This window comes from Streptomyces sp. NPDC059994 (assembly GCF_042737755.1).
Classification (GTDB): Bacteria; Actinomycetota; Actinomycetes; order Streptomycetales; family Streptomycetaceae; genus Streptomyces.
On the sequence record NZ_JBHWUR010000026.1, the window covers coordinates 66251 to 79029 of the forward strand.

The window sequence follows — 12779 nt, forward strand, 5'->3', positions numbered from 1 at the left end:
CCGGCGTGTCCCCAGCTCACCGCTCACACAGCGCACACCGCAGGAGAGTCCGCCCCATGGCAGAGCGCAAGCCGATCGAATCCTGGCTCACCGACATGGACGGGGTCCTCATTCACGAGGGCACGCCGATCCCGGGTGCGGACGCCTTCCTCACGGGCCTGAAGGAGTCGGGCAAGCCCTTCCTGGTCCTCACCAACAACTCCATCTACACCCCCCGCGACCTCCAGGCCCGCCTCGCCCGTATGGGCCTGCACGTGCCGGTCGAGAACATCTGGACGTCGGCGCTCGCCACCGCCAAGTTCCTGGACGACCAGCGGCCCGGCGGTACGGCGTACGTGATCGGGGAGGCGGGACTCACCACCGCGCTGCACGACATCGGGTACATCCTGACCGACCACGAGCCGGACTACGTGGTCCTGGGCGAGACCCGCACGTACAGCTTCGAGGCGCTCACCAAGGCGATCCGGCTGATCAACGGCGGGGCGCGGTTCATCTGCACCAACCCGGACGAGACCGGTCCTTCCGCCGAGGGCCCGCTGCCCGCGACCGGCGCGGTCGCCGCGCTGATCACCAAGGCGACCGGCAAGAAGCCGTACTTCGCGGGCAAGCCCAACCCCCTGATGATGCGGACCGGGCTGAACGCGATCGGGGCGCACTCGGAGACCAGCGCCATGATCGGCGACCGGATGGACACGGATGTCCTCGCGGGGCTTGAGGCGGGGATGCAGACCTTCCTGGTGCTGACCGGGCTGACCCGGCCCGACGACGTCGAGAACTTCCCGTTCCGTCCGTCCAAGACCGTCGACTCCATCGCTGACCTGGTGAAGCTGATCTGAGCGTCCCTTCCCGGGCCCACCGGATGGCGCGCCCGGGATGCGGAACGGCCCCAGGCGCGTGAATCTTCTGTACAGGAGGTTCACGATGCGCTTTCGACAGGTCACTCTCTGTGCGGCCGTGGCAGCCGCCACCGCCCTGATGCCCGTGGCAGCCGCCACGGCGGAGTCCGATTCGCACGGTTCACTGACGGTGACGCCGTCCACGACCGCCCCGGGCGGTGAGGTGGACCTGCGGGTCAGCGTGTGCAGAGGCCGGCAGGCCGTCGGGACCTCGGAGGCCTTCGTCTCGCAGGCGCAGTTCGCGCCGGCGGCGGACGGGGGCCTCTTCGCGCAGGCCCGCATCCGCTCGGACGCCCAGGCGCGCAGCTACGACATCTGGGTGAACTGCAAGGACAGTTCGGGCCAGGCCTCCGGCCGCGTGACGGTCGTCCACGGCGGCTCCGGCCACCAGGACGGCCACCAGGACGGCCACCAGGACGGCCACCAGGACGGCCACCAGGACGGTAATCAGGACGGCCACCAGGACGGCAACCAGCACCCGGACGAGCACCCCGACCACCACGCCACCCCGCACGCTCCCGTCCACGCGGGCGGCGGCGGCGCCGCGCAGCTCGCGGACCGGCAGGCCACCGAGCAGGGCCCGGGCACCCGGCACGCCGTGATCGGCCTGGCCCTGGCGGCCGTGGCGGCGGTCGCGGTGGCGGGCCGCAGCGTGCGGCGCCGGCGCCGCAGCGACTGAGCAGGCCGAGGCGATGTCCTCCGAGCACACGTCCGGCACCGGACGGCTGCTGACCGGGGTGGCGTGGGCGGTCCTGCTGCTCGGCCTGTGGCTGTGGGGCCGCGAGGCCACCGACGGCCCCGGCAGCAGCTCGGCGCCCACCACGGGTGACGTGGCGGCCGTGGGGCGCCCGCTGGGCGTACCCCTGCCGCCCGCGCACGACCCGGTGAAGGCGGCGCCGCCGCAGCGTGTCGAGATCCCTTCCATAGGCGTGACCGCGCCCGTCGTGCCGCGTGGCCTCGACACCTCGGGTGCGGTCGATCCGCCGCCGTACGACCGGCCGGGCACGGTCGGCTGGTTCGGCGCCGGGGCCCAGCCCGGCGGACCGGGCGCGGCGCTGCTCGTCGGTCACGTCGACACCGAGAGCAAGCCCGCCGTCTTCTACGGCCTGAGCGCCACCCGGCCCGGCCAGAAGGTGCGGGTGACCAGGACGGACGGGTCGGTCGCCGAGTTCACCATCGACGACGTGCAGGTCTTCGGGCGGGACCGGTTCGACGCGCACAAGGTGTACGGGCCGCGCGAGGCGGGGCGCGCGGAGCTGCGGCTGATCACCTGCGGGGGCACCTACGACCGCAAGGCGCGTACGTACACGGCGAACGTGGTGGTGTCGGCCTATCTGACGGACGTACGGCCCGCGGCGGCGGCCAGGTCCTGAGCGCACGGCGGGCCCTGAGCGCATGACAGGTCCTGAGCGCATGGCAGGTCCTGAGCGCATGGCAGGTCCTGAGCGCACGGCGGGCGCCCCTTCGTACCTGGCCCGGCCGACGGCCCGCTCCCCCCGGAGCCGCCGGCCGGGCTGGTCCTCGACCGCGGGCGCACGGGCTGCGGGAGAAGCCCGGCACCTGCGCGGGAGGTTCGGTGGACCGACGTCGAAATGCGGCCGCGGGCTGGGCCGATGCGACCACTGTAGAACCGCCGTGCGCTTTCGGCCTAGGGCCGGATAACGCCAAGTCGCCTTCCGTACGCGCCCGGTGGGAACGGGATCGTGGGGGTGTGCGCGGGTGTGCCACGATGGATCGGGGGAAGCGTCCGGGAAAGTGCGGTTGAGGGGGGTCGGATGTTCCGGAGTGGTGCGCGGACGGGCGCGGTCGGGGTGGCTGTGGGCGCCGTGGGTACGGTGCTGTTGCTGACGTCCTGTTCGTCCTCCTCGGACGGCGAGAAGAAGCCCGAAGTGGCGCAGCAGCCGAAGGGCACCGACCCTTTCTGGGTCAATCCGGACGGCAACGCCTCACGGCAGGCCGCCGAGTACCGCAAGAGCGGTGACGACTCCAAGGCCGCGCTGATCGCGAAGATCGCGGAGCAGCCGGTCGGCGAGTGGATCGGCCCGGAGAACCCGGAGTCGGAGGCGAAGGGCTTCACCGAGGCGGCGGCGAAGGCCGACCGCACGGCGCTGCTCGTGCTCTACAACATCCCGCACCGCGACTGCGGCCAGTTCTCCAAGGGCGGCGCGGCGGACGGCGACGCGTACCGGACGTGGGTCGACAAGGTGGCCAAGGGGATCGGGGACCGGGGCGCCACGGTGGTCCTGGAGCCGGACGCGGTGCTGCACCTGGTCGACGGGTGCACGCCGCAGCAGTTCGCGGAGGAGCGCTACGACCTGCTGAAGAAGGCGGTCGAGCGGCTGAAGCGGCAGCCCGGAGTGAAGGTGTACGTGGACGCGGGCAACGCGGGCTGGCAGCGGCCGGACGCGCTGGACGAGCCGCTGCGGCGGGCGGGCGTCGACGAGGCCGACGGCTTCGCCGTCAACGTCTCCAACTTCCAGACGACCGCCGCCAGCAAGGACTTCGGCCGCCAGCTCTCCGCGAAGCTGTCGGGCAAGCACTTCGTGATCGACACGAGCCGCAACGGGAACGGCCCCTACACGGGCGGCGATCCCAAGGAGACCTGGTGCAACCCGCCGGGCCGCGCGCTGGGCGAACGCCCGACGACGCGGACGGGGGACGGGCTGATCGACGCGTACGTGTGGGTGAAGCGCCCCGGCGAGTCGGACGGGGACTGCAAGGGGGGGCCCAAGGCGGGGGAGTGGTGGGCGGAGTACGCGCTGGGCCTGGCGGCGAACAAGGGGTAGGCCCCACCCCGCCCCTTCACCTAGACCCTCCGGGGGTGGGTGGGTGGTTGAGGTGGGTTTCCCGGGGGCTGCGCCCCCGGACCCCGTAGCGGGGCTGCGCCCCTGCACCCCTTTGCGGGGCTGCGCCCCTGTGCCTGCTTGCGGGGCCTGCGCCCCCTGCACCCCTTTGCGGGGCTGCGCCCCTGCGCCTGCTTGCGGGGCTGCGCCCCTGCACCCCTTTGCGGGGCTGCGCCCCTGCGCCCGCTTGCGGGGCCTGCGCCCCCTGCACCCCGCTTCGGGGCTCCGCCCCGGCCCCCGCTCCTGAGACGCCGGACGGGCTGAATGCGCGGCCCCCGCTCCTGAGACGCCGGAGGGGCCGAATGCGCGGCCCCCGCTCCTGAGACGCCGGACGGGCCGAATGCGCGGGCCCTGCACCTTGCGCGCCCGAGGGGCCCAATGCTCGGGCCCTGCCCCTTGCCGCGCCGCAGGGGCCGGAGTTGCCGGTCTCCAGCGGCGCGGGGCTGTGCCATTGCGCGGCTCCGCCGCGTGGGCGTGGCCAGCCACCGACGGCCCGCGGACGAACGGGGTCCGGGGGCCCAGCCCCCGGGAAACCCACCTCAACCACCCACCGGACCCGCAGGCGAACACCCCTCCGGGGGCGCAGCCCCCTACGGCACCTCCACCCACACCGCCTTCGACGGCACCCCCGCTGCGTCCGTCACAAAGAGCATGTACCACCCCGGCGGGACCAGGTTGCGGTTCTTGGGGACCGTGACCTGGACGCCGTCCGCCGTCTTGGCGACGTCCAGCGCGATCGAGCGCTGGTCGATGTCCGTGACGTGCGTGGTCGCGCTCGGGCGGATCAGCCGGGCCGTCTTCACGGCCGCCGCGTCCTTCGACTTGTGGACCCCGCTGCCGCCCCGCGCCAGGGACTTGGGGCCCTCGCCGAGGTCGGGCCGCTTGCCGTCGCCCTTGTACAGGTACGGCGGCGTGTAGATCTCGATGCGCTGCTCGAACACGCCCGGCTTGGTGTCGTCCTTGTCCGCGTAGAGCGAGTCCCCGCCGAACGTGACGACCCGCCCGTCGGGCAGCAGGATCGACCCTGAGTGGTAGTTGCGGCCGACCTCCGGGTCCGCGACCCGCCGCAGGGTGCCCGTCTTCGCGTCGTAGATCCGCGCCTGGTGGAGGTTGGAGCCGCCCCGGCCCCGGTAGTCCGTGGAGCCGCCGCTGATGAGCATGGTGTCGTCGGGCAGTACGGACGTCATCGGGTACCGCGTCCCCTCGGCGAGCGAAGGGCCGTCCTTGAAGGACGGGTTGGGGTCCTTGAGGTCCACGATGCGCGTCTTCTTCGACGACTTGGCCGACTCACCGACCCCGCCGCCGCCGATCACCATGTACTTCTCGTCCTGGGCGGGAGGCATGAGCACCGTCCCGGACGTCTCCATCTCACCCGGGTCGCTCAGCCCGGGGATCTTGGTGAACTTGTTGCTGGCGAAGTCCCAGATGCCCGGGTCACGGCCGACGTTGTCCGGCCCGTACCCCGCGTTGGACCCCGAGTAGAACAGCTTGCTGTTCTGGAGCAGGAACACCGCCGGGTAGGTCGGGAACTGCATGGTCCCCTTGGCGTACGTCCACTTCTTCGTCTTCGGGTCGTACACCTCGTTCTTGCCCGGCACCAGCTGCCCGATGTCGTCGAGCCCCGAGAGCGCGAGGACCTTGCCGTCGGCGAGCGTCGTCAGCGTCGGGTACCAGCGGGCCTCGTTCATCGGGTCGACGGTGATGTACCGCTCGGCCACCGGGTCGAACTCGTACGCGTCCCTGATCCCCTGGAAGTCCTTCTTGTCCAGGGCGAGCTTCTGCGCGATGCCGTAGACGTTGCGGGTGTCGGAGCCGTTGAGGCCCTGGACGCGGTAGTTGTCCTCGGTGCCGGTCTCGTGCTCGGTGCCGGACTCCTCGGCCTCGACGTAGATCCGCCCGAGCCCGGCCTCGGTGCGCAGGAACCTGCCGGTCTTCTTGTCGAAGACCTTCTTGGCGCGCTGGACGAGCACCGGGTCCTTGGAGACGAACGTCTTGCCGTTGGACTTGCCGGTGAACCGGGTGCCCGCGGGCAGCGTGATCGGCTTGTCCGGGTCCTCGTTGTGGACGATCATCAGGCCGCCGGCCTTGGTGACGTCGCCCTTGAGCTTCTCGTACCGCTTGGTGCCGCCCGCGATCAGCAGTTTGCCGTCGGCCAGCTGGGTGTGGCCGGTGCAGAACAGGTCGTTGGGCGTGGGGATCTTCTTGAAGGTGTTCTTCTCCGGGTCCCACAGCACCGTGTCGAACTTCTTCGCGTCGAAGTTCTTGGCGTTGTTGCCCGACCCGGCGACCAGCAGCACCTTGCCGGTGTGCAGCAGCGCCGCGTGGATCGTGTTGAGCCGGAACTCCTTGGGCATGGCGACCATGTCCCAGTGGCCGTTGTCCGCCTTGTACCCGGGCTGGTTGATCTTGTAGTCGTGGTACTGGTCCGAGGAGAACCGGTACAGCCAGGGCCCGTTGGCGCCCGCGAGCGCGACGACCACCGCCGTACCGATCGCCCAGCGGCGGGTACGGCGGGTCGGACGGTATCTCATGGGTTACGTCCCCCAAGGGCGATCTGTGCGGTCTGGTCGGCGGGCTCGCCGCTCTCCTGGGCGCCGGGCTGCGCGGCGCCGGGCTGCTGGGGCCCGGCCTGCGGCGGCCCCGGCACCCACTGGGGGCGTTCCTGCTGATGTGGGGCCTGCTGCGGGGCCTGGTGCGGGGCCTGCTGCGGGGCGGCCGGCGGGCCGGAGCGCCTGCGCTTGCCGCGCTTCTTCTTCTCCGCCCGTACGGTCCACCGCCAGCCGATGATCGGCGCGGCCGTGATCAGCATGGCCAGGGTGGCCCAGGTGACCATCGCGGGGTGGCTGTGGCCGTTGAAGAACGACGAGACGAGCGAGCCGCCGAACAGGGCGATGAAGAACAGGTGGATGCGGAAGGTGCCGAAGAGGGTGTCCGGGCTGGACGAGTCGCCCTTCGGGGTCACCACGAAGGAGCTCTTGCGGCGCAGTACGGCGTCCATCAGCGAGCGGGCGTAGATGGGCGCGGAGAGCGCCGACATCACCATGCCGGCGATCCCGCCGGAGCCCTCCGGCTCGTGCGGCGAGACGTTGTGGCGCCGGTTCCAGATGTAGAGCCCGACCTGGAGCGCCGAGGCGTTGCCGTAGAGCATCATCCACACGACCGGGTCGATCTGCACGCCGGAGGCGCCGAGCCCGAGGAACAGGGCGCAACTGAGCGCCGCCAGGATCCAGTTGAGGGCCGACATCGGATAGAAGATGATCATCATCGTGTAGTTGAAGAGCTTGCCGAAGGGCAGGGTGCCTATGCCCTTCCAGTACTGCTTGAGGATCGTCTCGTACGTCCCTCTGGACCAGCGCAGCTGCTGGGTGAAGAAGTCGGTCCAGGCGGTCGGGCCCTCGCCGACGGCCAGCACGTCCGGGGTGTAGACCGAGCGCCACTTGTTGCCCGTCGCCGGGTTCGCGTGGCGGTGCATCTCGAAGCCGGTCGCCATGTCCTCGGTGATCGAGTCGTACAGACCGCCGATCTGCTTCAGCGCGCTGATCCGCACGGCGTTGCTGGTGCCGACGAACATGGGCGCGCCGTACTTGTTGCCGGCCCGCTGGATCAGCGCGTGGAAGAGGAACTGCTGGGACTCGGCGGCCTTGGTGACGAAGGTGTCGTAGTTGCCGTAGACCTGCGGGCCGATGACGAAGCCGATGTCCGGGTCGCGGAAGTAGCCGAGCATCCGCTCCAGGTAGTTGGGCAGCGGCACGTGGTCGGTGTCGACCGAGGCGAAGAAGTCGTAGTCGCCGCCGTGCGCCTCCAGCCAGGCGTTGTAGTTGCCGTGCTTGGTCTTGGCGCGGTGCGGGCCCTTGGGCTGGTTCCAGCGCGCGACGCCCTTGCGGGAGAAGTGGTGCACGCCCAGGCGCGCGCACACCTCCTTGACCGCCGGGTCGTCGCCCTCGTCGAGCAGCCAGACGTGCATCAGGCCGCGGTGGCGGATGCGGACCGCGGCCTCCAGGGTCCTGGTCACCATCTCCAGCGGCTCCTTGCCGGGCACGAAGGAGGTGAGAAAGGCGACCTTGGTGCCGGTCTCGGGCACCACGGGGATCGGGTCGCGCGCGACCAGCGTGGCGTGCGCGTTGGAGAGCACGTTCATCGTCCGGAAGAGCTCGATCAGGCCGATCGAGACCAGCATGACGATGTCCAGGACCAGCAGGGACTGCGAGGCGTGGTCGCGCTTGGTCCAGTGCTCGGGCTGCATCAGCCAGGCGAACAGACCGAGCGAGACCAGCGGGGCCGCGCCGAGCAGCAGGGCCGCGCGTATCCGGTGCGGCTCCTGCGAGAGCAGCGACCGGTAGCCCACGCGGTACGGCTTGGCCGGGTCCGGCTGGGTGAGCGGGCCGGCCAGCCTGCTGTAGTGCTCGTAGTCGTAGCGCGGCAGCGACTTCTTCAGCCGCTGCCCGGCCCCGGGCCGCAGATGCGGCGGGAGCCGGAGCTGAGTGGTCTGGGACGGGTCGTCGTGGTGCCGGGCGCCGGTCGGCGTCGACGTCATGAGTCATCCCCCCGCACGCAAAGGTCAGCTTGCGTGTGTGTCGTTGTTCCGTCGTCCGCGTCTGTCCCCCTCGACCGCGCGGACGTACTGATGGTCGGTCAAGGGGCGGGCCGCACCCCTTGATCCAGACATGGGAGGTGGCCCTTCCGGTTGCATGATGCCTTCATCGGCACCGATTCATGAACGGGGCCCCCACCCCGAGGTCCGAGCAACCGGGACATTCCCCTCCGAACCGTACGCGCGGCCTCCAATTCATGGAGCCGCACACCCCCTTGGAACCGATGGCCCTCAGCCAGGTTTCTACGCCCGGCGGCTTGATCGCAAGGGTGAAACGAGGTGTTTACCGGTCATAGGCGGGCTTTACGGGGCGCTTGTGCAGGGCGTGCGGATTCCGGATGGAGCTCCCGTGGCAGTACCACGCGCTGCACGGCGCGGGAGGCGCTGGCGCACGCCCGGGAACGACCGCAGCCCCCTCACCAATGGTGAAGGGGCTGTGGCTGTCTGTGCGCCGCCAGGGACTCGAACCCCGGACCCGCTGATTAAGAGTCAGCTGCTCTAACCAACTGAGCTAGCGGCGCCTGCCGACATCAAGAACTCTACCGGACTCGGACGGGTGGTTCTGACCAGCGCCACGCGGTGAGATGTTCGTTTCATCCGTTTTGATCCGTCACAATGCGATGTATGTGGACGGTTGGAAAGCTGTGGCCCGTGCACAAGCGCAGAAAAGATCTTCAAAGACCACAAGATCGCCGAGAGCGGCAGGTGACGCCCATGACGGTGCCGGTGTTCGAGGAGTACGAGCCGGCGGGCGAGTGCGGGTGCGCCGGGTGCGCGGACCGGCGGCGGACGGCTGCCCTGCCGCTGCGCGCCGGGGGCCACCCGGCCGCCCACGGCGCCCGTCGCGTGCTGGTGCTCGCGACCGCCGCGGGCGTGGTCCTCGGCGCCGGGACCGCGGCCGCCACCGTGCGGCAGCCGGGGCCGGGTACCGGCCACGACCGGGCCGCCGCGGGAGGCGACCCCGTCGGCCTCGACGCCGGGCCCGCGACCGAACAGGGGCCCACCGGCGCGCTGCACGGCAGCACCGCCGTGCGGCCCGACGGGCTGCCGCCGCGCAGGCTCCAGCCGATGAACCGGGCCGAGATCATCAACCGGGCGAAGAAATGGGTGACCGCGCAGGTCCCGTACAGCATGGAGAAGTACTGGTCGGACGGGTACCGGCAGGACTGCTCCGGGTTCGTCTCGATGGCCTGGAACCTCGGCACCAACGAGTGGACCGGCAGCCTGGGCAACTTCGCGGTGCGGATCACCAAGGAGGAGCTCCAGCCCGGCGACATGCTGCTCTTCCACAACCCCGACAACCCGACCAAGGGCTCGCACGTCGTGATCTTCGGCGGCTGGACGGACTACACGCACACCTACTACATCGCGTACGAGCAGACGCCCCCGCTCGCCCGGAAGCAGGCGACGCCGTACGGGTACTGGACCAATTCCAGCCGTTATCTGCCCTACCGCTACAAGGGCGTCGGCACCGGCGCCGGCGGCCCCGTCGTGGAGCAGGCCGCCCCGGCGGCGCTCGCCGTGGACTTCCCGGGCGCGGGCGCCTTCGGGCCCGGCGCCAACAACGCGTACGTCACCCGCCTCGGCCAGATGCTGGTGGCGCGCGGCGGCAAGCGCTTCTACGCCCGGGGCCCCGGCCCGCGCTGGGGCGACGCGGACCGCAGGGCCACCCAGGCCTTCCAGCGCGCCCAGGGCTGGACCGGCACCAGCGCCGACGGCCTGCCGGGCGCCCAGACGTGGAGGCTGCTGGTCCGGGGCGCGGGCAAGGACATCCCGGCGGCGGGCGGAGTGACGGGGGGTCTGACGGCGGCGGTGGCGACCACCCCGCCCCAGCCGCCGGATGCTCAGCCGGCGGAGGCGCAGGTGCCTACGACGCAGGTGCCCGCGGCTCAACCTCCGGTGGCCCCGTCTCCGGTGGCTCAGCCTTCTGCGCCGCCGTCTCCGGTGGCCCCGTCTCCGGTGGTTCAACCCCCTGCGGCCCCGGCTCCGGTGGCCCTGCCTCCGGTGGCTCCGCCTCCGGCGGCTCAACCCCCTGCGGCCCCGGCTCCGGTGGCCCCGTCTCCGGTGGCTCAACCCCCTGCGGCCCCGGCCCCCGTGACCCAGACCTCCGCACCCCCGGTGCAGGGCGCGCCCGGCCCGCTGGGTGCTCCCGCCGGGCCGACCGTTGGCGGTCAGGCGGGCTGGGGGCGGGTGCCCGTCTATCCCGGCCGGGGGTACTTCCGGCCCGGGCAGTCCAGTACGTACGTGACCGAGCTCGGGCGGCAGCTCCTGCGGAAGGGGTTCGGGCGGTACTACACCTCCGGTCCCGGCCCGCGCTGGAGCGAGGCCGACCGGCGCAACGTCGAGGCGTTCCAGCGCGCCCAGGGCTGGCGCGGCGGCGCGGCCGACGGCTACCCCGGCCCCGAGACCTGGCGGCGGCTCTTCCTCAACCTCCCGACTCCGTTCGAGCAGGGGAGACCCCCATCATGACGGAGGCGTCGATGCAGACGACAACGGATCCCACGCCCACCCCCGAGGAGGGGGTGCCCGCTCCCGGCGCCCGCCGGGTCGCGGTGATCAGGGGCGAGTCCACCGCCGAGATCCCGGTGCACCTGCTGTTCCGGGACGACACCGTGCCCACTCCCGTGGTGCCGCAGCCGGGGCCCAAGCCGGCCCGCGCCGCCCCGGCCCGGCGCGCGGCACTGCCGGTACGGGCGCCGGTACGGGCGCCGGTGCGGCCCGCCACGCCCGGCGACCCTGAACTCGTGGAGCGGGCCGGGCCCGTGGTGCCGGGGGCGGTGGCGGTCGCGGCGGGGCTGGCCGCGCTCACGGGGTGCGCGGTGGTGGTCTGGTCGGCCGGGCTGCTCCCGGCGGCGGTGGCGGACGCGCTGCTGCCTTCGTATACGTACGCCGGTGGGCCCGGCGCCATGGGGCCCGCGCGCCGGGCGCTGCTCGTGCTCGGCACGGCCCTCGCGGTGGTCTGCTTCGGCGGGCTCGGGCGCGGCCGGGTCGGGTGCGCCTGGGTGCTCTCGCTCTGCGGCGACTACCGGGGGAGCGTGCGGCGCACGGGGCTGGTGTGGATGAACCCGCTGCTGCTGCGCCGCCGGGTCGACGTACGGCTGAGGCACTGGCGCAGCGAGCCGATGCCCGCGGTCGACGCGGACGGCACGGCGCTGCTGGCCGTGGTGCTCGTGGTGTGGCGGGTCAAGGACACCGCGCGGGCGGCCCTGGCCGTCGAGGACCCTGTGGTCTATCTGCGCGACCAGGTGGAGGCGGCGATGGCCCGGGTCCTCTCGCAGCTCCCGGCCGACGCTTTCCACGAGGACGCCCCGACCCTGCGCGACGCGGAGGCCGTCGGGGACGCGCTGACCCGGCTGCTGAAGGCGGAGGCGGAGCCGGTGGGGATCGAGGTGTACGCGGCCCAGCCCGTCCGGATCGAGTACGCGCCCGAGGTCGCGGCGGCGATGCGGCGGCGGCGGATCGCGGCGATCGACGCCCGGCACCGGGACGCGGTGCTGAGCTCGGTGGTGGACGCGGTCGACGACACGGTCGCCAGGCTCACCTCGCGCGGTCTGGTCGAGCTGGACGACTACGAGCGCAGGGTGCTGGTGAAGGACCTGACGGTGGCGTTCTACACGGGCAGCGGCGGGGCCGAGGGCGCCTGAACGCGGGGGAGCGGCGGGGCCGAAGCCGCGTGGCGATTGGTCTGGACATGCTCAACTGGCGGGAATAGCCTGTGAGTTGGTCCAGACCAGATTGCACGCGTGCGCCACGGCCCCAGAACTCCCCCACGTTCTCCAGGAGCGTCAGCATGCGAAAGAAGAAGCTGGGCGCGGCCGTGGTCGCGCTCGCGGCCGCGGGTGCCTCCCTGTTCGTCACGTCGAGCGCGAACGGCCACGGCTACACCGACCAGCCCCTCAGCCGCCAGAAGGTGTGCGCCAACGGCACGGTCCAGAACTGCGGCGAGATCATCTGGGAGCCGCAGTCGGTCGAGGGTCCCAAGGGCTTCCCGGCCGCGGGTCCCGCCGACGGAACGCTCTGCGCGGGCGGCAACAGCCGGTTCGCCCAGCTCGACGACCCGCGCGGCGGCACCGGGTGGCCCACGACCAGGCTGACGGCAGGTCAGACGTACACCTTCCGCTGGCAGTTCACGGCCAGGCACGCCACCACCGACTTCCGGTACTACCTCACCAAGCAGGGCTGGGACCCGAGCAGAAAGCTCACCCGGGCCGCGCTCGACCCGCAGCCCTTCCTGACCGTCCCGTTCTACGGGAAGCAGCCGCCGCCCACGCTCTCGCACGAGGGCACCGTCCCCACGGGCAGATCCGGCCGCCATCTGATCCTCGCCGTGTGGACGGTCGCGGACACGGGCAACGCGTTCTACTCCTGCTCGGACGTCCAGTTCTAGGACGGTCCGCACACCAAGACCGCCGGGCGGGCTCGCAGTGAGCCCGCCCGGCGGGCTTGGGG

9 protein-coding genes, 1 tRNA gene and 1 pseudogene are annotated in these 12779 nt (G+C 71.9%); 8 read left to right on the plus strand and 3 right to left on the minus strand.

All coding sequences use genetic code 11. From position 1 onward, the window contains the following. Positions 1-56: 56 nt before the first annotated feature. From ACFWA7_RS16185 to ACFWA7_RS16200, 4 genes are all read left to right on the plus strand, one after another. Positions 57-836, plus strand: coding sequence for an HAD-IIA family hydrolase (locus tag ACFWA7_RS16185; RefSeq protein WP_385539987.1), 780 nt, complete (start codon positions 57-59; stop codon positions 834-836). Positions 837-921: 85 nt separating this feature from the next. Continuing rightward, the gene (locus ACFWA7_RS16190; RefSeq protein WP_385823493.1) at positions 922-1575 is read left to right on the plus strand and encodes a hypothetical protein; all 654 of its coding nucleotides are present in this window, start codon (positions 922-924) and stop codon (positions 1573-1575) included. 13 nt (positions 1576-1588) lie between these two features. Further along, positions 1589-2269: a class F sortase gene (locus tag ACFWA7_RS16195; RefSeq protein WP_385539990.1), complete on the plus strand. Its 681-nt coding sequence runs from the start codon at positions 1589-1591 to the stop codon at positions 2267-2269. A 402-nt stretch (positions 2270-2671) separates the two neighbouring features. Next, on the plus strand, positions 2672-3682 hold the full coding sequence (locus tag ACFWA7_RS16200; RefSeq protein WP_385539992.1) for a glycoside hydrolase family 6 protein: 1011 nt from the start codon (positions 2672-2674) through the stop codon (positions 3680-3682). A gap of 647 nt (positions 3683-4329) precedes the next feature. Here the strand turns inward: ACFWA7_RS16200 and ACFWA7_RS16205 are convergent. The 3 genes from ACFWA7_RS16205 to ACFWA7_RS16215 all read right to left on the minus strand — a co-directional run bounded on the left by ACFWA7_RS16205 (position 4330) and on the right by ACFWA7_RS16215 (position 8851). After that, a complete protein-coding gene (locus tag ACFWA7_RS16205) occupies positions 4330-6270 on the minus strand; it encodes a galactose oxidase-like domain-containing protein (RefSeq protein WP_385823495.1) in 1941 nt (646 codons plus the stop codon). After that, positions 6267-8273 (minus strand): glycosyltransferase family 2 protein, encoded by a 2007-nt coding sequence (locus ACFWA7_RS16210; RefSeq protein ID WP_385539996.1) that lies wholly within the window; start codon positions 8271-8273, stop codon positions 6267-6269. The genes ACFWA7_RS16205 and ACFWA7_RS16210 overlap by 4 nt, the downstream gene beginning before the upstream one ends. Before the next feature lie 504 nt (positions 8274-8777). Continuing rightward, positions 8778-8851, minus strand: a tRNA-Lys gene (locus ACFWA7_RS16215). A 193-nt stretch (positions 8852-9044) separates the two neighbouring features. On the opposite strand from ACFWA7_RS16215, the pseudogene ACFWA7_RS16220 reads away from it, so the two are divergent. The 4 genes and pseudogenes from ACFWA7_RS16220 to ACFWA7_RS16235 form a co-directional block, all read left to right on the plus strand. Further along, positions 9045-10130, plus strand: a pseudogene (locus ACFWA7_RS16220) (peptidoglycan-binding protein); the annotation flags it as partial. Positions 10131-10574: 444 nt separating this feature from the next. Beyond that, on the plus strand, positions 10575-10799 hold the full coding sequence (locus ACFWA7_RS16225; RefSeq protein ID WP_385823506.1) for a peptidoglycan-binding protein: 225 nt from the start codon (positions 10575-10577) through the stop codon (positions 10797-10799). An 11-nt stretch (positions 10800-10810) separates the two neighbouring features. Next, positions 10811-11974 (plus strand): SPFH domain-containing protein, encoded by a 1164-nt coding sequence (locus ACFWA7_RS16230; protein WP_385823497.1) that lies wholly within the window; start codon positions 10811-10813, stop codon positions 11972-11974. A gap of 146 nt (positions 11975-12120) precedes the next feature. Next, positions 12121-12717: a lytic polysaccharide monooxygenase gene (locus ACFWA7_RS16235; protein ID WP_385540000.1), complete on the plus strand. Its 597-nt coding sequence runs from the start codon at positions 12121-12123 to the stop codon at positions 12715-12717. Positions 12718-12779: the final 62 nt, after the last annotated feature.